This is a genomic window from Psychrobacter sp. P11G3 (assembly GCF_001435845.1).
Taxonomy (GTDB): Bacteria; Pseudomonadota; Gammaproteobacteria; order Pseudomonadales; family Moraxellaceae; genus Psychrobacter.
Window position 1 is genome coordinate 2,339,841 of sequence record NZ_CM003596.1, and the last position, 22,227, is coordinate 2,362,067.

Consider the following 22,227-nt stretch of genomic DNA (forward strand, 5'->3'; position numbering starts at 1 on the left):
ACTGGCAAACGCTAATAGTCCTTTATACGGTCATAGTTTACGGTTAAAAACTGAGGTTTCAATTGCTGTAGAAGCACATAAAACCCGCTACTATCATTGTGACGTATCAATATGAATGATTGATACAAAATGCTTATCTGTTATTAATTTTACATTTTTTAGTTATTCAAAGCTTATTCAATAATGTCGTTCATGACTAATTAAAAATACTTATTAATGCATTACTGCATCGAGGGGAAAAATACTAACACTAAATGCAACCAACCTGCTAGAAAACCAGTCAAACCGCCCAAAACAATCAACGTCATCTCATCTTCACGAAAAGCTGGACGCAATAGGTTCTGAAACTCGTTTGGCGTTAGCGCACGTATTCTATCGCGAAACAGACCAAATATCTTACTGGCTCGGCTTTCATTTAGCTCAGGATCTCGCAATGGCACCATCGTTGCGACAATAGACTTGTCGATAATGGTATTTTTGAGTTGTCCATAATCACGGCGCCCTAACCCCACACGTAATGTCGTGCTAATCACTGGTGACTCAAGTACCGTATATAGATGCGATTTCATCAAATCACGCGTTTGCGCTGCGCGGTCACCATACATCATCTCATTCATGATGTTTTCTAAAGTGACTAAATCCTTTACCACAATCTCAGCAAAAACCTCAGAAACCTCCTCTTGACGCTTCATGAAGCCACCTTGTAAGCGATACTTTGCGATATGCGGTATAACGGGTTTGATAAATGGAAAGCGACTCTGCACCGTAAACAGCTTCAAATAAGGGATAAAGTGTGGCTCTACTGGGTTAAACACCATCCAAATGGCAATCCAATTGGTGAGAAAACCCCAAATCGCGGCAAAGAACGGTACGGTCCAATGCTGCGGCACCACCAAAAATATAAACATCTGGATAATACCAAATACCAGACCAATCAAAGCACTGATGTGCCAGATAAAATCGATCTCTTTTTGCCCAACCTTTAGAAACATATTGACCATTAAGCGACGATCGTTTTCCATGGTGTTGACAATCATTTTGCGCATATCGACCAAGTCTTCGACATGATAAGTCAAATCTGTCACAAGCGACTGCATAATACTAGGTAGCTCTTTGTGGGCTTGCGCATAGACACGGCGCTTTAGGGCGTAAGGCAAATTGCCCCACAATGCTGGCGAGTGATCCAGCATAATCTCATCAATCAATGGCTCAAGATTTTTGTCCACCGTATCAGTGACAAATATCGCCATTTGCTCAGGCTCCATCGCCTTAAAAAACTCATCAAGCGACCCGAGTTTTGAGAGCGTCTGGTCAACGATAACCCCTGATATCTTGCCCGCTTTGCGCGGAACGATACCTTGCCAACCAATACCTGGCAACCCAAAAAACGGGAAATTTGGAATACGAATACCCCAGAACTTGACCGGATAGAACAGCATCTTGAGCGCCATCCACACATGTACCCAAGTGACGAATGCCGTCACTGGTGGAATGGTCAGCATGGCAAAGAACTCTGGGTGTTCAGCTATCGTCTGCCATAATGAATTTACGTCCATGACTTATCTAGTCCCTGACAGGTTGATTGTCGTTGCTAATATTGTCGCTACTGATAATGAGACTTTAGCAAAATGAGAACGTTTCAAAAGACGCTCCGCCCATAATAACTACTATAAAATAAATCGCCTGATTTTAGCATACTTGCCATTTATTAGCACATATAGACCAGCGGCAATTTGTGACTAAAGATGACATGGTTCATATCGTCTGCTACCCAACAAAAACCTAAATATAAGCCAGTTATTGGTCAGTAGATAATCAAGACAAAATATATGACTGAGTACTGCGCCTGCTCATTTGTTCTGTTATAATTTGTAGTGCAATAACAAAGACTACCTGCGTATAAATGACTGCATGACGATTTCACCCCATACCCTTCTATGTGATTGAAACCATTTGCATTATCTTTTAGACTCACCGCACTTTGGTTAACCAACCTGCCCTCTTATTTTTCTTTTATTGACTCACTGACCGTTTGGGCTCTGATCTTCTATGAATAAACCGATAACTCCCAATACCGAACAGGTCAACAGTACCTTTACCAATCGTATTATCATCTTTGGGATTATAATATTGATTGGTTTGGGCGGTTTGATAACACGTTATGGGTATTTGCAAGTCTACGCTCATGATCAGTACACCACGCAAGCTGATAACAACCGTATCAAACTGATATCTGCGCCGCCTAGTCGTGGGTATATCTATGATCGTAACGGGGTAATACTGGCAGACAATCAGCCTGTATTTACAGCGATGCTCAGTCCTGATGAGGTCGAAAACCCTGAGCGTACATTGCATCTGCTTGCGCCGATTTTTGATTTAACCGATACAGATATCACTGACATCTTGGCGCGTCTAAGTAAAAATAAAAATGACCCTGTAACGATTAAGATTGATTTAACAGAAGCACAGTTGGCTCAGTTTAGTGAACGTAAGCCATTCTTCCGCGGGGTATCTATCCAAAGCAAGCTTACGCGCTCTTATCCTTATGATGAGCTGTTTGCTCATGTCATCGGCTATGTCGGACGTATCAATGACAAAGAGTCAAAGCGCATTGATAAAGACCGTTACGCTGGTACTGACTTGATTGGTAAGATTGGTATCGAAGACTACTACGAAGATATTTTGCTTGGGCAACCGGGTTATCAATCGGTAGAGACAGACGCACATGGCAATATCTTGCGCCAGCTGGATACCAAGCCGCCGATAGCGGGTAACGATATTACGTTGAGCTTGGATTATGGTTTGCAAACCATCGCCCAGCAGCAACTTGATGGACGCCGCGGTGCAATCGTTGCGATAGACCCAAAAAACGGTGACGTCTTGGCATTTGTTAGTAATCCAAGCTACGACCCTAACCCTTTTATATCGGGTATTTCTTTCAAAGACTACGACGATCTGCGTGAAGATTTGGATCAGCCACTGTATAACCGTGCACTCCAAGGTACCTACCCACCTGGCTCCACTATCAAGCCATTTGAAGGTTTGGGCGGTATTCATTATGGTCTACGCGATTGGAACAGCACTATCTATGACCCTGGTTATTTTAGCTTACCTGGAGACACGCATCGATTCCGCGACTGGAAACGTGGCGGTCATGGCACGGTAGATCTGAAAAAATCCATCGCGATGTCGGTCGATACTTATTATTATAAGTTAGCTTACGAGATGGGCATTCAACGTTTGCACGATTGGATGGTACGCTTTGGTTTTGGTGAAGATACTGGTATTGATTTACCTAACGAAAAATCAGGCATCATGCCATCGCCAAAATGGAAAAAAGACACTTACGATAAAGACTGGCTACCGGGCGAAACGATCTCGGTCAGTATTGGACAAGGGTATTTCTTGGCAACGCCGCTACAGATTGCCAACGCTACAGCCATGACAGCCAGTAAAGGTCAGCATATTACCCCGCATTTATTAAAGAGCAGTGACGGTGCCGCGGACGTCAAAATCATCACTAAGCCAGATGGTAAAATCGACTATAACGGTAAGCCGTCTGACTGGTTGCGTATGCATGATGCGATGGAAAGCGTGGTAGAAAATGGTACAGGACGCGGTATCTATACCCCGCGCTATCGTATCGCTGGTAAAACAGGTACTGCACAGGTGAAATCAATCGCTCAAGGCAAACGCTATGACAAGTCAGCCATTGATAAGCGCCACTGGGATCACGCTTGGTTTAATGGTTTTGCCCCAGTAGAAGACCCGCAGATTGCTCTTGCAGTATTGGTTGAAAATGGCGGCGGTGGTAGTGCTGTTGCAGCGCCTATTGGCCGTGCTCTATTTGATTACTGGGTATTACAGCGCAAGACAGATCCTGTGCTGCCACCTTCTGCTGATGAGCTAAAAGTCATTAAACGCCAAAAGGCTTTTGAAAAAGCGATGCGTGATGCCATTCGTGATAAAGAAGCAAAAGCATTGGAAGAGAAAGAAGCCGAGGAAGCCGAAGCGGCAGCAGCGACATCTGAGTAACTAGACGTTTAAGTAGTTAACAGTATAAAAAGCAAAACCTAGCAAAGAATTGGTAAGCGAGACACAATAATGAAAAAAGCCTCAAATGGACGTGCACCAAAGAACAACCGTAAGGCTAAAAGTGCGGCAGCGGGTGATGTGCGCATCATTGGTGGACAGTTTAAGCGCCGTATTGTAAGTTTCATCGATGCAGATGGCCTGCGTCCGACCCCAGATCGCCTGCGAGAAACTTTATTTAACTGGCTACTCGCTGACATTCATGACGCCCATGTACTCGATAGCTGCGCTGGCAGTGGCGTACTAGGATTTGAAGCGCTATCTCGCGGCGCTGCCCGCACGACATTTATCGAAATCAATCCAGCACAAAGCAACATGCTACGTCAGAGTGCTGAGCAATTGCGCATTGAGGCTGCTGCTTATCAAATTATCACTGGCACTGCTGAGCAAGTATTGCGTCAAAAGCATCTGACTGCGCGCCCCTTTGACATTGTATTTATCGATCCGCCTTATGCTCAGGATTTATGGCAGCCTATTTTGACTGCGCTTATTACCAATACCTTAATAAATACTGAAACACTGATTTATTTAGAAGCTGATAAAGATTTGTCAGCACAGCTTAAGCAATTGGAAGCGTCGCTAAATGAGAATCTAGACCTCCAATCGAGCGTTACTCAGCAATCAATCGCTTTTGAATGTCTGAAACAAACCAAAGTCGGACAAGTTGTCGCTGGACTTTATCGTCTATCATCGTCATAATTGTCGGGTTAATGAAAGCCGTTAACGTATTTTACAAATGTTTAGAACCGCTAAAAACTGGCCGACGCTGCAGTTTAATGTATATAAGGCGAAAATAAACCCCAATGCAGCTTGCAAGCGTAGGCGCTACTGCTTATAATGTGCAGTCTGTTTTTTGAGAGCCCCGTTCCCAGCTAAACTCTCAACGAATTCTAATTTTAAGGTTTTATCATGAAAACACTTAGTGCAAAACCAGCTGAAGTGACCCATGACTGGTATGTCGTAGATGCTGACGGCAAAACCCTTGGTCGCTTAGCCACTCAAATCGCAACTCGCTTACGTGGCAAGCACAAGCCTTCTTTTACTCCGCACGTTGATACTGGTGACTTTATTGTTGTCATCAATGCTGACAAAATCACGGTAACGGGTAAAAAAGCACAAGACAAAAAGTACTATCGTCACAGTGGCTACCCAGGTGGTATTAAAGAAACCAACTTCAATAAGTTGCTTGCACATAAGCCTGAAGATGTTCTACACAAAGCAGTTAAGGGTATGCTTCCAAAGGGCCCTCTTGGCTATGCGATGATCAAGAAGCTGAAACTTTATGCGGGTACTGATCATCCACATACTGCACAGCAACCTAAAGAACTAGACATCTAAGGATATACTTATGGAACGCAATTACGGAACTGGTCGCCGCAAGACGTCTACTGCTCGTGTATTTTTATCAAAAGGTACTGGTAGTATCGTTGTTAACGGTAAGCCACTTGACGAATACTTCAGCCGTGAAACTTCACGCATGGTTGTACGTCAGCCATTAGAACTACTAGACTCTGCTAACGCATATGACCTATATGTAACTGTTGCAGGCGGTGGTATTAGTGGTCAAGCTGGCGCAATCCGCCACGGCATCACACGTGCATTAATCGAAGCTGACGAAACTTTAAAACCTGCTCTAAAAGCAGCTGGTTTTGTTACTCGTGATTCACGTCAAGTTGAACGTAAGAAACTGGGTCTACGTAAAGCACGTAAACGTCCACAGTTCTCAAAACGTTAATCAAAACTATCTCTTATATTTTTGCTGCTGTTGTCTTTTTCTCAGAGCTTCAGTAGTAAAGTTAAATAAGAGTCTGGTTTTGCAAAACCTTATAAGCTGGTCACAGCTTATAAGGTTTTTTTATGCCTACTGATAGCGTGTTGATTATCTGATTGTCTTCATCAAACAAGTTTCGTTTTACGGCAATAACTAACATGAGCACCTTGTTTCGACACTACAAAATAGAGCGTCTGTAGAAATTCTAACTTGCAAAGCATTAAACACTACCCCATCATATCAGTAACTTTTTATTATTAGCCATGATGCCTCAAACCGTGCCGCAGAAGGATATTATGAAAGCGCCAGAACAATTCGACCCTAGCAAGCCATCTGCCAATAGCAGCGTGCCGCCTAGTATGAAACAGTCGGCTAAGTCGCCTGCGATACCGGCTGGCACACCGACAATTACCCAAAATCATAAGCGTACAGCGCAAGCAGAGCACAAACCATTTCAGTGGCAGTTTTTATCACCAAAGAATTGGGGCATTTGGTTATTATTCTTAATAATGCTACCGATGATATATCTGCCGTTACGTTGGCAGTTTTGGCTAGGTCGTAAGCTTGGTATATTGATTTATAAAGTTGCTGGCTCACGTAGACGCGATACGCTAATCAACCTGAAGTTGGCATTTCCAGAGAAGCCCGAAGCTGAACGTGAATTAATGGCCAAGCAAGTATTTGTCAATCAAGGCATTGGTGTGTTTGAAACGTTATGCGCTTGGTTCCGGCCCAATATATTTACTAGAACTGTATCCATCTCAGGGTTACAGCATATTGTTAATGCGCAAAATGAGCAGCGGCCAGTTATCTTGCTCGGTGCGCATTATACGATGCTAGATTTGGGTGGCCTATTATGTGCGCAGTTTTTCCCAGTAGATTGTATGTATCGTACGCAAAACAACCCTTTATTAGACTGGTTTATTTATAATGGCCGTACCAATATTTTTGGTAAGCAAATCTCTAGTCGTGATATGCGTAGCTTAGTTACCTCTATCAAAGCAGGACACGTCATCTGGTATTCTCCTGACCAAGACTATGGCCTCAAGCAAGGGGTCATGGCGCCATTCTTCGGTGTGCCAGCCGCGACTATCACTGCATCACGTCGCATGGCAAAACTAGGTAGCAAAGCACTGCCACCAGCTGTCATGGCACTGCATACTTATCGGCAGACGCCTGACAACTTGCCGCGTGGTAAACGTCCCCATTATCATTTAACAATTACGCCAGAATTAGACAACTACCCAAGTAAAGATGAAGTCGCTGATGCTACTCGGGTCAATGAAGTTTTAGAAGGACTCATTCGTATTGATCCCACTCAGTGGATGTGGTTTCATCGCCGCTTCAAACATGGGCCAAACGGTCGTACTGATATCTATAAGTAAGCCTTTATTCCCAAAAATACTGGTGAAGTTTGCTATACTTTGCGGCTAATAATTTGCATTTTAACTATGCACTGATAATAATTTGATAAACAAAATAACGGATTTTCCATGAGCAATAACAGTACTCCTGACAATCAAGCTTCTGATACTTTAACTGAAGCCAAGCGCATCCTGACTGGTATTAAACCGACTGGTATTCCGCACTTAGGTAATTATGTTGGCGCGATTCGTCCAGCGATTGAGTCTATTCAAAATAGTGATCATGAAGCGTTTTTCTTTTTAGCAGACTACCATGGCATCATCGGCTGCTATGACCCTGCTATCATTCACGAATCGACGAGAGCCATTGCCGCTACGTGGATTGCTTGTGGTCTAGACCCTGAGCGTGTCACGTTCTACCGTCAGTCAGACGTGCCTGAAATTCCAGAGCTTGCTTGGATTTTGAACTGCTCATGTGCCAAAGGTTTGATGAACCGCGCCCATGCCTACAAAGCAGCCGTTGATATCAATACAGAAAAAGCTGATGTCGATCCTGATCAAGGTGTCACCATGGGTCTGTTTGGTTATCCCGTGCTAATGGCGGCTGATATCTTGATGTTCAATGCTACCCATGTGCCAGTAGGTCGCGATCAAGTGCAGCATATCGAGATGGCGCGTGATATCGCAGGTACTTTTAATCATCGTTATAAGTCTCTTTTTACGCTACCGTCGGCAGTCGTTGATAACGATATACCGCTGCTTACTGGGCTTGATGGCCGCAAGATGAGTAAGAGCTATAGCAATACTATTCCCCTATTTGGTGAGCCAAACCCGCAAGTCAGTCCTGAAAAACAGATGCATAAAGCCATCATGAAGATCGTGACTAACTCACAGCTACCTGATGAGCCAAAAGATCCTGATGATTCAGCTATCTTTGAGATTTATAAAGCATTTGCGACCGCTGAAGAGATTGCTGATATGCGTGCTCGTTATGCCGTTGGTATTGGCTGGGGTGACGCTAAACAAGCGCTGTTTGATAAGATTAATGACGAAATCGCGCCATTCCGTGCACGTTACGAAGAGCTGATGGCCAATCCAAAAGAGTTAGAAGAAATCTTGCAGATGGGTGCGAATAAAGCCCGTCGTCATAGTCGCAAGCAATTAGATAAAGCTCGCCGTGCTATCGGTATCCGTCCGCTTGCTAAGCTTAAATAATCGTTGCTGGAATAGTCGTTTCACTGACGCAACTTATTATCAAAGCGGGTGCTAAACGTGCAAACTGAACCGAACACCAAACAGGCGGCTTTATCTAAAGCCGCCTTATCTGCTATGGCTGATTCAATCTCTGAGCCTGTAGACAATCAGAGCGAGCTTGATAAATCAGTCAACCATGATATGTCGCTACGTATCTATCAGACGCCTGTGCAGCATTTGCCAGAAGATCTATATGTACCACCGCAAGCCTTTGCTATTTGGTTAGAACAATTTGCTGGTCCATTAGATTTCCTGTTGTATTTGGTCAAAAAAAACAACGTCGATTTGACCCAAATGCCTATTCTGCCTATCACTGAACAGTACTTAGCTTATATCGGTGAATTGGATACCGAACACTTTGAGTTAGCAGGTGATTATCTGCTAATGGCATCAACGCTCATCGCTATCAAAACCGAGTTGCTATTACCTACCCCTGATACCCCAACCGATGAGCGTGACCCAAAAGCAGAGTTGATTGAGCGCCTCGAAGAGTACGCGCAAATCAAAGTGGTCAGTCAGCGCCTAGACAATCTAGTACGTCTAGAGCGCGATGTGTTTTTGGCAATGGTTAGTATGCCTGGTCAAGACGTTATGAATGCGGAACTGCCAAGCTACTCACCTAATTTGCTGATTGATAGCTTATTTAAAATGCAGCTACAGCCTGACTATCAAATGCACACGATCAAAGTTGATGCAGTACCCCTTGCCGATCGTATTGCCAGTATTAGCAGGCAATTAAGTACAGATGGGACGCGCTCCTTTTATGAGCTACTGGATAAGGCACAAGGTAAAATAGGCGTGGTTGTAAGTTTCGTCGCCGTACTTGAGCTTATAAAGCGGCAGTTGGTTGGTGTGGTCAATACTGAGACAGATAGCGGTATCGTCAAATCTGTTTCCAATAATTCTGATCAGACTAATATGAATAATGAATCCACAAATCTCACATTACAGTGGTTAGCCTAGTAGGCTCTAAGACTGTCTCCTAGCCCATTCTCTATTAAAATCACAATATTGAAATAAGAGCATACTTTAGATGGTAGATATTGAAGACCCAAAGCAACATGACGAGACCCAAAAACCAATAACTATGACTACATATCCATCGGTTGAGGCACAGCATGATTCTTTGGAAAAATTGAGTAAACGTATCGAGGTGCTGTTGCATGCGTCAGAGGCACCGCTGACCGCTCACGCATTAAAAAAACATTTGTCATTATCTACTAAAGAATTAAATCAAACCCTGCAAGTGCTGCAACAACGCTTAGATACAGGTGTGCTTAGGCTACATGAGACCGCCAGCGGTTATCGCTTACAGATATCTGATGACTACAGCAGTCTAATCCAGCGTACTTTTCCGCAGCGTCAGGAACGCCTTAGCCAAGCCTTACTTGAAACCCTAAGTGTCATTGCATACAAGCAACCTGTGACACGCAGTGATATCGAGCATGTGCGCGGAGTGACATTATCGAGCAATATACTGCGCCAGTTATTTGATAAAGGATGGATTGTAGAGAAAGGCTTTAAAGATACGCTAGGTCGTCCTGCATTGCTGCATACTACTGCGCAGTTTTTAGATGCGTTTGGACTAAGCCATCTGGATGAACTACCACCTATGCCAGATATGGAAACCATACGATCCATGTCTTAAACTTTCTGCTGAACAAACTATAGTTACTCACATAAAAAAGGACAGACCACATAGGGTCTGTCCTTTTTATTACGTTGCTGATTTTGAACTGATATCAAAACCTAGCAACATATCGGTTAATTACTGATTAATTACGTCAACACCCTTCGGTGGTGTAAATTTAAACTGACTGCTACCAATACTTGGGTTCATCTTGATACCGCTAAACTTAATAGAGGTTGTCTGTCCCAAAGTATCATTTAATACCATCATGACAGGTTTGCCACCACTAAAGCTTATTGAAAGACTTTTGAAGCTTGCGCTGTCTGACTTCGGATAGAGCACATAGTAGTTTTTGTTGTCATATGGCTGAGTGATTTTGAAGTTTTGATCAATCTTGCTTGGATCACCTGATAATAGCAAAGCTGGTGTATTACCTACTTGGCTATCGACGTTTTGCTTAGTCGCTTGCTCTAAATCCTTGTCATAAACCCACATAGAGTTACCATTAGCAACGATCAGCTGCTCTGATGGTGACTTGGTTTCCCAACGGAAGTTATTTGGACGTTGGACACTCATAGAGCCTTTAAACGTACCACTACTCGCGCCTTTAGTCGTTTGACTAAAATTAGCCGTCATACTCTTGGTATTGGTCAGTAATTTGTTCAAACGTTTAGCAGCTGTTAGGTTGTCAGCAGGAGCTGCAGTAGCCGTTTGAGTCAATGCCATCATTGGCGCTGCGATACCTAGCGATGTCATCAACACACCTGCTAAAGCACCACTCATCATCTTTTGTTTGGTTGATTTTTTCGTAGATAAGTTCATCATAAATCCTCTCTAAAAAAGCATAATCGCTTTAAAGTTGTCGCTAAAAATAAAATGTTCTATTGAAATTTTTGTTTTCTATAAATACTGTTTTTACCAAGCTAAAGCTGGTAACCATTAGCAATGGCAACAGTGTGCCAGTTTTTTTATTACGCGCCTAGTCATGATTTGCAATCTTTACTACGGCTGCCATACACGCTTGTAACCAATACAGTTACACGGTAAAAGTTTACATTTAGAATTCTTAGCTACAGTAGTTATGCTAGTAGTAAGTTTAAAAATATCGCTTAAAATAGTTCTTATTAATTTATATCACCCTACAAACGTAAAAAACCCCTACTACCATAAGGCAGTAAGGGCTTTTTTAATTATCTGATCATTCTATTCAAAGAATAAAACGACCTAAATAGATAATTATGCGTTTTCAACCGTAACATAACGACGGTTAAATTTACCTTTGGTCGCAAACTTTACAACACCGTCATTCAGTGCAAATAAAGTATGGTCACGACCCATGCCAACGCCTTCGCCTGCGTGGAATTCTGTACCACGTTGACGAACGATGATGTTACCAGCTGTGATAGCTTGGCCACCAAAGATTTTTACGCCTAGCATTTTTGGGTTTGAATCACGACCGTTACGGCTCGAACCGGCAGCTTTTTTATGTGCCATGAGAAAATCTCCTTGTTAATTTGACTTATCGCTGATGCGATAACTCTTAAGCATTTAGTGCGCTATTTAGCAATAATTGCTAAATGGATAATTAGGCATTAATCGCTTTGATTTTTAACAAGGTGTACCATTGGCGGTGACCTTGTTCTTTGTGATAATGCTTACGACGGTTGTGCTTGATGATACGGATTTTTTCGCCGCGACCATGCTCAACAACTTCAACTTCTACGCTAGCGCCGTCAACAACAGGCTGACCGATTTTGACGTTATCGCCGTCAACAACCATCAACACGTCTTCAAATTTGATTGTTTCGCCTTTTTCTGCTTTTAGTAGTTCAACTTTAAGCAATTCATCGACGACTACACGGTGCTGTTTACCACCAGTTTTGATTACTGCGTACATTGTATGACTCCGTTTAACCCGTGTGCCGTGGCTGATGTTATACCAACGCTTTTACGACGAACACGACAGGGAAAAATTAAAGGCAAGATTTTACGGCTTTTTGCTCATAAAAGCAAGCCGCGCCTCTTGTTTTTGCAAGGTGGTTACACTAATGACCATCTCTCATTTGGCTATAACGGCTGCTCATCAAGGAAAGTCGATAGATGACAATACGGATATAAACATGAGAAATAGTAGTGATAAGTGATAGATTAAGCCCAACAGCGGCCATTATAACTTATGCAATCAGTTACTTACAGCCTTTTATGAATCATTTATGTGACCAATAAGCTTAAGATGCTTTAGAGGATATATCTGTAAAACATAAGACATTTCTTATCGTTTTTATTCTACTCAATAGGCATAGTAAGCCCCACATATCATACGCCTGACCTACTTGTGCTATATACTTTAACCAACAATTTAAGCAGATAGCTATGCTATCATAAGCGAAATAATACCTTACCTATAGATAGATAAAGTCAAGGTTATACCAACTCTCTTTACTCTTATTAATATGACTATTTATTATGACTAGTACCTCTTTAAATAATACCGTGCCTGCCTCTCAATCGACGCCTAGCTATGCTGATATTCAAAGTATCGTGGCCAATGATTTTGAGGTGATGGACAAGCAAGTATTTGGCAGTTTGAACTCAAAAGTACAACTCGTCATGAGCGTCTCGCAACACGTGATCAATGCTGGCGGCAAACGTATGCGTCCGCTGATTACCTTGCTTTGCGCACGTATGTTTGATGACAATCCATCAGAAAAAGCCATGCATCTAGCAGCTATCACGGAAATGCTACATACCGCTACCCTAGTCCATGACGATGTCATCGATGAGTCAGGGCAGCGCCGTGGAAAGCCAACGGCAAATGCGACGTGGGACAATGCCACCGCTGTATTGGTCGGTGACTATCTGATTGCCCGTGCTTTTAATCTTTTGGTTGGTTTTCAGAGCTTGCCATTGTTACAAGTGTTCTCTGATGGGACCTGTGATATTGCTGAAGGCGAAGTATTACAGTTACAGCACCAGCATAACCCTGCCGCAACAGAGGAAGATTACTTACGTATTATCGATGGCAAAACATCACGCCTGTTCATGATGGCGACCCAAGGTGCTGCTATCTTGCAAGACAAGACAGAATATATGACGGCATTGGGCGATTTCGGACAGCATTTTGGTAATGCGTTCCAAATTATCGATGATGTGCTCGACTATAGTGGCGACAGTGAAGTGATGGGCAAAAACTTAGGCGATGATCTTGCTGAAGGCAAACCTACCCTACCGACTATCAAAGCACTCGAGCTACTCAAAGACAGCGACACTGAAGGCTATGAGCAGTTACGTGTTGCCGTTCAGACAGGTAAAACACCAAATGCTGAGCAACTGATTGAGTTAGTACGTAGCTCAGGCTCATTAGATTATTGCAAGCAACGCGCGTTGGAAGAAACTAGGCTCGCACAACAAGCCCTCAGCACACTGCCTGACAACCGTTATCGTCAAGGTCTGTACCAGCTGACTGAGCTTGCTAGCGCACGATTGGTATAATTAAATATGAGTCGTCTGTGTTATTAACTAATTAAGACGGCTCTTTTTTTTGACAGAATTTTTTAGCATGGCTTTTTAGCAAACTTCCTCAGCAATTGATAAATAAGAGCTCATAAATTAAGAAGTACCTTCTCAAAAACTAGCATGTCAGCCAAATCGTTACCTTTCTTTAAGTTTCATACATCCTTGCAGTACTATAATCGTATAAGGCTTTTTGGACAGTCGGTCAAAGTTTGATGACGTTTGTTAGAGAGATACTGATAGTTATTTTTTATGACTGTAATTAGGGGTTGCTAAAATTGTCATTTTGTTGACAAAGTCGATTTTCTATCGTTAAAAAACCTTAGTTACTATAGGGTTTTAGATTTATAACAAAAGTTTACAATATATTTTGATACTAGGTTGTGCATGGTTCTATTAGCTGTTAATAGAGACGACGCTTACTATGACGGTAATCTATTAATTCGTAAACTGTAATATTACCGCTTTTCGATCCAGCTCGTATTGCAAACTACTTGACTGTGGGGTTACCCCAATAGTTTATAATGACTCATTAAATTTATTAATCCATTCTGTGGTTTGCTTAAACAATTAATGCTAAATAATCCTTTCGATACTTAATCCATATCGATGTCAGATTTCCTATTAGTTATATTTCACTAACAGAATAATCTGAAACTGGAATAAATAATGCTAGCTTAGGCTATTTATTCTCTTTATTCAGCATTAGCAAGTTATTTAGTATTAGCAAGACCCTTATATTCAGTACGCCAAACTTATTGATCGATTTTTATACTGTCACTATTTATATATATTGCCGAGGACATTGATGAAGCACTCTTATCTTGCGCTTGTAATAGCATCTGTACTATCTGGAGCTGTACTGGTTGGCTGTGACAATAACGAGGACGCCGCTGGTGAGCAAGCCGCACAGCAGCAAATGCCGCCTGCGGTTGTCAACGTTCAGACAGTCACTCTCGATACCGTCCCTCAAGTACAAACTTTTTCTGGTCGTACTGCAGCTTATCAAACTGCTGACGTCCGCCCACAGGTCAACGGTGTGATTGACGAAGTACTATTCCGTGAAGGAAGTAACGTCAAAAAAGGTCAGCCGCTGTATCGCATCAATACTGACAACTACGCTTCATCGGTAAGCAGTGGTCAAGCAGCCGTGCAGCAATCACAAGCCAACTATCAGACAGCTTTGGCAAACAATGCAAACGCAAAAGCTGAGTTAGTCAGTCGTCAAGCGTCATTAGCACAAGCGCAAAACGACTTACAACGTCTGCAGGGTCTGGTCAGTATCAACGCCATCTCACAGCAGCAATATGAGCAAGCACAGACGGCTGTACGTACCGCACAGGCCGCGGTACAAAGCGCCGCTGCTGCTGTTGGTCAGACACAAGCCGGTATCGAAAGCGCAAAAGCAGGCATTCAGACCGCAAAAGCTGGTCTTGATGCTAGCACATTGGATCTGAACCGTACTATCGTGCGTGCGCCTCTCACCGGTCGTACGGATCGCTCAAGCGTAACTGCTGGTACGCTGGTTAGCGCCGGTCAAGCCGATCCATTGGTGACTATTTCACGCTTAGACCCTATCTACGTCGATATCAGCCAGTCTTCTTCTGAGTTGCTCAAGCTTCGTCAGCAGATTGCAGATGGTACTGCTCAGCCAGGTATGAACTCAGTTGAATTGGTGCTAGAAGACGGTTCTGTTTACCCAGTACGCGGTAAGCTTGCACTGTCTGAAGCCAAAGTTGATGAGTCAACAGGCGCTGTCACCTTACGTGCTATTTTTCCAAACAGCAATAACATCCTGCTACCAGGTATGTATGTCACGGCACGTTTGACACAGAGTGTTATTACCAACGCAGCCCTTGTCCCGCAAAGTGCAGTCACTCGTACGCCGAAGAGTGAGACGCAAGTCTATATCGTTGACGAAAATAATAAAATCCAAGTACGTCCGGTCACCATTAATGGTACTTACGATGGACAATGGGTCGTCACTGAAGGCTTGAAAGCAGGTGACAAAGTGGTTGTGATTGGTGGTGCTAAGGTCAAGCCTGACCAAGAAGTGGTCGCCAAACCACTAGAAAGTGCAAATCCAGCACCAGCTGCTGCAAAAAATGCGCCTAATACCAAAACGCCGCAGCAAGCCGCAAAAACGATGGATAAAAAGCCAGCTGGCGATGAGACTTCTAGTGAAAAATCAACAGAAGCCGCTGCCAACTAATTCCATTCAAGACAGGAAGACTTAGGGATACACTATGTCACGTTTTTTTATTAATCGCCCTATTTTTGCATGGGTGCTGGCTGTTTTGGTCATGCTCATCGGGGTAATATCCGTTCTTAATCTACCGATTGAACAATATCCACGTATCGCACCACCAACGATTTCAGTCAGTGCAAGCTATCCTGGTGCCAATGCGCAAACCGTAGAAAACTCAGTAGTACAGATCATTGAGCAGCGTATGAAAGGTCTAGATGGCCTGATGTATATGTCATCATCGAGCTCGTCAAATGGTAGTGCGTCTGTGACGCTAACCTTTGAAAACGGCACAGATCCTGACACAGCTCAAGTACAAGTACAGAACAAACTGCAAGCAGCGATGAGCTCCTTGCCTGAGTCTGTTCAGCGTCAAGGTGTCAACGTCAATAAATCGTCTAGCAGCTTTTTGATGGTGCAAGCATTTATTTCTGAAGATGGCACCATGGATCGGGCAGATATTGCCGATTATATTAACTCTAATGTCGTCGATTCGATCAGTCGTGTAGAGGGTGTGGGTGAAGTTCAAGTCTTTGGCTCTACCTATGCGATGCGTGTTTGGTTAGACCCATCACGCCTACGTAGCTACAACATGATACCTTCAGATGTCGTCAATGCGATACGAGCACAGAATGCTCAGGTATCTGCTGGTCAATTGGGTCAAGCACCTGCCGACACAGACAAACAAGTTATCAACGCCACTGTTACTGTACAAAGCTATCTTCAAACGCCTGAAGAATTTAAAAACATTCTACTAAAAACAGATACCTCAGGCGCACAAGTGCGCTTAGGCGATGTGGCAGATGTCGAGATTGGCAGTGAAAACTATAGCGTTGTGTCTTTATACAATGGTCAAGAAGCAGCCGGTTTAGGTATTTCACTTGCTGGTGGCGCAAACGCCCTTGAGACTCGTGAAGCCGTCGGCGCACGTATGGCTGAGCTGGAAAAAAACTTCCCAATTGGTCTAGCCTCAGTCGTTCCGTATGACACCACACCCTTTGTACGCTTGTCTATCGAACAAGTCGTTATGACCCTCATTGAAGCGATTGTGTTGGTATTTATCGTTATGTTCATTTTCTTACAGAACTGGCGTGCAACCATTATCCCGACCCTTGCCGTACCTGTCGTACTCTTGGGTACCTTTGCAGTGTTGTATATTGCAGGCTTTAGTATCAACGTGTTGACCATGTTTGCCATGGTATTGTCCATCGGTCTACTGGTCGATGATGCGATCGTCGTCGTAGAGAACGTCGAGCGAATACTAGAAGAAGATCCTCACATCTCTATCAAAGATGCAACTATCCAGTCAATGGGTGAAATCAGTAAAATCGTTATTGGTATTGCGCTTATCTTATCCGCAGTATTCGTACCGATGGCCTTCTTTGGTGGCTCAACAGGTGTGATTTATCGTCAGTTCTCTATTACGCTGATTACCAGCATGGTGCTTTCTGCCATGGTCGCGCTTGTATTCACCCCTGCCCTATGTGTGACCTTGCTAAAACGTGGCAAAAGTCATGAAAAAGGCAGTACCGAAAAGCAAAAAGGCTTCTTCGGTTGGTTCAACCGCGGCTTCTTCAAACTTAGCCGTTCGTACGAAAACTTTGTCGGCAAAAGTATTCGTTTTAAATGGTTATACATGATTGGTTATGCAGCCATCATCGGTATTATGGCGGTCGTGTTCTTACGTATTCCAGGCTCGTTTTTACCAGAAGAAGATCAAGGTATTATGTTTACCTTGGTTCAGCTTCCGGCTGGCTCTACATTAGATGAAACACAAGACGTATTGGATAAAGTTAGAAACTATTACGATACCCAAGAAACCGATAATATCGCTTCGGTCTTTACCATTGCAGGCTTTAGTTTTGCGGGTCAAGGTCAGAATATGGGTCTGGCGTTTGTGCGCTTATCAGACTGGGAGGAACGCTCGGGCGATGAAAACACCGCTCAAGCTGTCGCTGGTCGGGCGATGGGGTATTTCTTTACGCAGCTAAACGAAGCACAAGTATTTGCCATCGTACCACCAGCAATTACCGAGCTTGGTAATGCCAGTGGTTTTGACTTAATGATTCAGGACAGTGGTAACCTCGGACATGATGGGCTACTTGAAGCCCGAAATATGCTCTTAGGTATGGCCGCACAGAACGATCAAGTGGCTGGCGTACGTCCTAACGGTCAAGAAGATTCGCCACAACTTAAAGTAAATATCAATCAAGAACAAGCGGCGGCTTATGGCCTGTCACTAAGCAATATCAATAGCGTCATCTCAACAGCGTGGGGCTCAAGCTACGTTAACGACTTCATCGATCGTGGCCGTATCAAACGCGTCTATGTACAAGGTGAAGCCAGCAGCCGTACCAACCCCGATGATATTGGTAAATGGTATGTACGAAATGACATGAACGATATGATTTCGTTCGATGCATTCTCTAGTAGTGAGTGGCAGTCAGGCTCACCGCGTCTTACTCGTTACAACAGCCTACCGTCCATGAACATCCAAGGTAGCGCCGCACCAGGACTAAGTACTGGTGAAGCAATGAGCTCGATGGAAGCGATGATAGACAAGCTACCTGAAGGTATCAGTTATGAGTGGACAGGCATGTCATTGGAAGAGCAAAAATCAGGTGCCCAAGCGCCGATGCTTTATGCGCTTTCAATTCTAGTTGTCTTCTTATGTTTGGCGGCTTTGTACGAAAGCTGGTCTATTCCTGTCTCTGTACTACTAGTGATTCCACTTGGGGTATTGGGTGCAGTGATATTTACCTGGCTACGTGGTTTTGCCAATGATATCTACCTGCAAGTTGGTCTACTGACTGTCGTTGGTTTGTCCGCCAAAAACGCCATTTTGATTATTGAATTTGCAAAAGAACACCAAGAGGAAGGTTACAGTCTCACAGAAGCCGTCATGACCGCAGCACGCCAGCGTTTGCGTCCGATTATCATGACCTCGCTTGCCTTTGGACTGGGTGTTGTGCCATTATTCTTGGCCAATGGGCCAGGTTCAGGCAGTCAAAACGCTATTGGTACTAGCGTTGTTGGTGGGGTAATTACAGCAACCCTCTTAGGTATCTTCTTTATCCCAATGTTCTATATCTGGGTGCGTAGTGCGTTCCCGCATAAATATGAGAACAACACACCCAATGATAAAGATGGTGGCAATGGTACGCCTAACTCGCATAACCCAACACCTTCTGAGAGTTATCAGCCTGCAAGTCTTGGAGACAATACACAATGAGTGCTCAAAAAACATCTATCACTAACTCATCATCGGTAGCTATTACAGCTATCGATGCGCAGCCAGCGCTATCTCGTTTGCGCAAAAAAAGTGGTCGCCTGTTAGGTTTGACTGCATTGGCAATCAGCATGGCCGCTTGTAACACCATTCCAAAAGCCGATATGCGTCCTGTGCTAGCAGAGCCAAATATTCCTATGCAGCAATCTTATGGTGCATTTGATAAAGAGACTGTCAGTAGTGCTGATCAAGCAAGCATTGCCAGTCAGCGCTGGCAGAATTTTTATAGCGATGAGCGCCTAAAAGGTCTGATTGCTCTCGGTCTTGAAAAAAACAAAGACTTTGAGAGTGCGCGCCTAGCCATTGAAAAAGCTCGTGCACAGTATCAGATTACTGACATTAATGACTTGCCAGCTATCAACGGCAGTGCTGGTTATACTCGCTCAGCACAAAATCGTACTGATCGAAACGCTAGTAGTAGCTACAGTGTCAACTTGGGTCTTGCCAATTATGAGCTCGATTTTTGGGGTAAAATCTCAAGCTTAAAAGATCAAGCATTGCAGAATTTCTTGGCGACCACAGCAGCTAAAGATGCGACCCAAATCAGCTTGATTAGTAATATCGCACAAAGCTACGCCAACCTAAGCTACAGCTTGGCGCAATTAAAACTGGCTGAAGCTACAGTTGAGAGTCGTGAGCGTTCGCTATTTATCGCGGATAAACGTTTTGAAGCAGGTATTGACGCAAAACTGCCTTCATTACAGGCTGCTGCTTCTCTTGAAAGTGCCAAACTTGCCGTATTACGTGCCCAGACCAGTGTTCTTCAATCACGCAATGCATTGCAGTACTTAGTTGGTGGCGCTATTCCAAATGAGCTTATCCCAACACCTGCTGTTAGTAATATTACTAGCCAGCAGATATTTAATGCTGGTCTACCAAGTGAATTACTACGTTATCGTCCTGACGTCCTACAAGCAGAATACAACCTAAAAGCTGCTGGTGCGAATATCGAAGTGGCCCGTGCCTCTTACTTCCCATCTATTAGCTTGACCAGTAGTGTGGGCGTCAGTAGCGGCAGCTTAAATGACTTGTTTAAAAATGGTGCCGTTGGTTGGTCATTTGGACCTAGCGTAAGCGTCCCTATCTTTGATGCAGGCCGTTTAGATGCCAATTATGATGTGGCTCAAATCGAACGTGAGCAAACGCTTGCTAGTTATGAGAGCTCTATTCAAACGGCATTCCGCGAAGTATCAGATGTACTTGCCACACGTGCAACACTCGGTGAGCAGTTAGAGGCGCAGTATCGTCTGCAAGATAATTTTGAACAGACATATCAGATAGCAGATGCGCGCTTTAAAGCTGGTCTGGACAATTACTTAGACGTACTTGATGCGCAGCGTTCACTGTTCTCTACTCAGCAAGGTATCCTAGATTTAGAGCTACAGAAAATCGTTAGCCAGATTGAGTTGTACCAAGCGCTTGGTGGCGGTGCGAATCTTGATGTACCGACCGTCATTCCGGTACCGCAGCATACTAACTTGGCGCAGATTGTTACTGGAACTGCGACTAGTGCAAAAACCAAAGCGACAAATGCCATCGAAGCAGCTGGTTCAGCGCGTGTGACTACGCCGCAAGAAGCGGTCGCCATTAAGCAGTCGCAAGCGGTAGAAACGACTACTTTTGAGCCTACTGCTATCGTCGATGTGAATGATGATGGCCAGAAGGATGCCGCTGTCGGCGTGATCACTGAAGAGACTCGCTTCAATAACAATAGTGTTGAGCAAGTTCCTGTGACCCAGATTGTTGAGCCTTAAATGACCCAACCTTAATCTGATGACGCAGCTCTATCATCCTATTAACAGTCGATAAGTACTATCAGCCCTACCGACTTAACGTGGTGGGGCTTTTTGCTTTTATGGACGTCTTTTAGTTATAGTAGGCTCACTTTATGCAAGTTCTCTTTATACAAGCTGTCTTTATATACGGCCACTTATAATGCACAGATTTTGATAAGCTAATTCTATAAAATACCGCTTATAGCGATATTATTTTAACCATGTAACATGATAACTATAAAACAATCACAAGGAATTATTATGAGCTATACCTTTAACCGTCAATATCCTGCTACTCGCTTACGTCGCCTACGCTACAATGACAATGTACGTTCAATGATTCGCGAAGTGGAGCTACACCCTAAGCATTTTATTGCCCCTGTCTTTGTATTAGAAGGCGAAAACCAGCGCGAAACCATCACTAGTATGCCGGGCGTGGAACGCTTATCGATTGATTTGCTAATCAACTATGCCAAAGAATTGTTGGCAGAAGGTGTCACAACCATCGATCTTTTTCCTGTGATCGATAACGCTTTGAAAACACCAGACGGTAGCGCCGCTTATGACGAAAACGCCCTGACTGCACGTACGATAAAAGCGGTCAAAGACGCTGTGCCAGAGATGGTCGTCATGACTGATGTAGCGCTAGACCCTTATACCTCACATGGTCAAGATGGTCTACTTGATGACAGCGGTTACGTCATCAATGATGCAACCATCGAAGTATTGGTCAAGCAGGCGCTGGTACATGCGCGTGCCGGTGCAGATATCATCTCTCCTAGTGATATGATGGATGGCCGTATCAAGGCCATGCGTGATGCTTTTGAAGCAGAAGGTTTTGTGAATACGGCTATTATGGCCTACTCAGCCAAATATGCGTCTGCCTACTACGGTCCATTCCGTGATGCCGTTGGCAGTACTGGCAACTTGAAAGGTGGCCATAAGAAACAGTATCAGATGGACTTTGGCAATCGTGCTGAGGCGCTACATGAAGTGGCTATGGATATCAATGAAGGCGCGGATATGGTCATGATCAAACCAGGTCAGCCTTATCTTGATTTGATTCGTGAAGTCAAAGATACCTTTGGCGTACCCACCTTTGCATATCAAGTATCTGGCGAATATGCCATGCATATGGCAGCCATTCAGAACGGATGGTTAAGTGATGCAGTGATTTTAGAGTCGCTGATTGGTTTCCGCCGTGCTGGCGCTGATGGCATCTTGACCTACTTTGCTCTAGAAGCGGCCCGCCAGCTGAACAATGCCTAATAGTCATTGTACTACCTTTTATAAT

At 43.8% G+C, this 22,227-nt stretch carries 17 protein-coding genes; 13 read left to right on the top strand and 4 right to left on the bottom strand.

What is annotated here, in order from left to right:
• Positions 1–221: 221 nt before the first annotated feature.
• On the bottom strand, positions 222–1,556 hold the full coding sequence (locus tag AK824_RS09390) for a DUF445 domain-containing protein (protein WP_057760998.1): 1,335 nt from the start codon (positions 1,554–1,556) through the stop codon (positions 222–224).
• A 493-nt stretch (positions 1,557–2,049) separates the two neighbouring features.
• Between AK824_RS09390 and mrdA the strand changes: the two genes are divergently transcribed.
• From mrdA to scpB, 8 genes are all read left to right on the top strand, one after another.
• Positions 2,050–4,035: a penicillin-binding protein 2 gene (gene mrdA / locus AK824_RS09395; RefSeq protein ID WP_057761000.1), complete on the top strand. Its 1,986-nt coding sequence runs from the start codon at positions 2,050–2,052 to the stop codon at positions 4,033–4,035.
• A 69-nt stretch (positions 4,036–4,104) separates the two neighbouring features.
• Entirely contained in the window at positions 4,105–4,791 is a 687-nt protein-coding gene (rsmD, locus tag AK824_RS09400) for a 16S rRNA (guanine(966)-N(2))-methyltransferase RsmD (protein WP_057761002.1), read from the top strand.
• Positions 4,792–5,001: 210 nt separating this feature from the next.
• Entirely contained in the window at positions 5,002–5,430 is a 429-nt protein-coding gene (rplM, locus tag AK824_RS09405; protein ID WP_057761004.1) for a 50S ribosomal protein L13, read from the top strand.
• 10 nt (positions 5,431–5,440) lie between these two features.
• The gene (gene rpsI / locus AK824_RS09410) at positions 5,441–5,827 is read left to right on the top strand and encodes a 30S ribosomal protein S9 (RefSeq protein ID WP_021813618.1); all 387 of its coding nucleotides are present in this window, start codon (positions 5,441–5,443) and stop codon (positions 5,825–5,827) included.
• 332 nt (positions 5,828–6,159) lie between these two features.
• Positions 6,160–7,248 (top strand): LpxL/LpxP family acyltransferase, encoded by a 1,089-nt coding sequence (locus AK824_RS09415; RefSeq protein ID WP_057761006.1) that lies wholly within the window; start codon positions 6,160–6,162, stop codon positions 7,246–7,248.
• A 108-nt stretch (positions 7,249–7,356) separates the two neighbouring features.
• Positions 7,357–8,442 (top strand): tryptophan--tRNA ligase, encoded by a 1,086-nt coding sequence (locus AK824_RS09420; RefSeq protein ID WP_057761008.1) that lies wholly within the window; start codon positions 7,357–7,359, stop codon positions 8,440–8,442.
• A gap of 180 nt (positions 8,443–8,622) precedes the next feature.
• Positions 8,623–9,444 (top strand): segregation and condensation protein A, encoded by an 822-nt coding sequence (locus tag AK824_RS09425; protein ID WP_057762550.1) that lies wholly within the window; start codon positions 8,623–8,625, stop codon positions 9,442–9,444.
• Positions 9,445–9,568: 124 nt separating this feature from the next.
• Entirely contained in the window at positions 9,569–10,129 is a 561-nt protein-coding gene (scpB, locus tag AK824_RS09430) for an SMC-Scp complex subunit ScpB (RefSeq protein ID WP_057762551.1), read from the top strand.
• Between the two features lie 120 nt (positions 10,130–10,249).
• Here the strand turns inward: scpB and lolA are convergent, their stop codons facing one another.
• From lolA to rplU, 3 genes are all read right to left on the bottom strand, one after another.
• On the bottom strand, positions 10,250–10,936 hold the full coding sequence (gene lolA, locus AK824_RS09435; protein WP_057761010.1) for an outer membrane lipoprotein periplasmic chaperone LolA: 687 nt from the start codon (positions 10,934–10,936) through the stop codon (positions 10,250–10,252).
• 411 nt (positions 10,937–11,347) lie between these two features.
• Positions 11,348–11,605: a 50S ribosomal protein L27 gene (rpmA, locus tag AK824_RS09440; protein ID WP_021813611.1), complete on the bottom strand. Its 258-nt coding sequence runs from the start codon at positions 11,603–11,605 to the stop codon at positions 11,348–11,350.
• Positions 11,606–11,696: 91 nt separating this feature from the next.
• Positions 11,697–12,008, bottom strand: a complete 312-nt coding sequence (gene rplU, locus AK824_RS09445; protein ID WP_057761012.1) for a 50S ribosomal protein L21 — start codon at positions 12,006–12,008, stop codon at positions 11,697–11,699.
• Between the two features lie 569 nt (positions 12,009–12,577).
• On the opposite strand from rplU, the gene AK824_RS09450 reads away from it, so the two are divergent.
• From AK824_RS09450 to hemB, 5 genes are all read left to right on the top strand, one after another.
• Positions 12,578–13,603 (top strand): polyprenyl synthetase family protein, encoded by a 1,026-nt coding sequence (locus AK824_RS09450; RefSeq protein WP_057761015.1) that lies wholly within the window; start codon positions 12,578–12,580, stop codon positions 13,601–13,603.
• An 829-nt stretch (positions 13,604–14,432) separates the two neighbouring features.
• Complete coding sequence (locus AK824_RS09455; protein WP_057761018.1) at positions 14,433–15,836, top strand: efflux RND transporter periplasmic adaptor subunit; 1,404 nt, start codon at positions 14,433–14,435, stop codon at positions 15,834–15,836.
• Positions 15,837–15,870: 34 nt separating this feature from the next.
• A complete protein-coding gene (locus tag AK824_RS09460) occupies positions 15,871–19,101 on the top strand; it encodes an efflux RND transporter permease subunit (protein WP_057761021.1) in 3,231 nt (1,076 codons plus the stop codon).
• On the top strand, positions 19,098–20,912 hold the full coding sequence (locus AK824_RS09465; protein ID WP_057761023.1) for an efflux transporter outer membrane subunit: 1,815 nt from the start codon (positions 19,098–19,100) through the stop codon (positions 20,910–20,912). The genes AK824_RS09460 and AK824_RS09465 overlap by 4 nt, the downstream gene beginning before the upstream one ends.
• A gap of 282 nt (positions 20,913–21,194) precedes the next feature.
• Entirely contained in the window at positions 21,195–22,202 is a 1,008-nt protein-coding gene (gene hemB, locus AK824_RS09470; protein ID WP_057761025.1) for a porphobilinogen synthase, read from the top strand.
• Positions 22,203–22,227 lie beyond the last annotated feature (25 nt).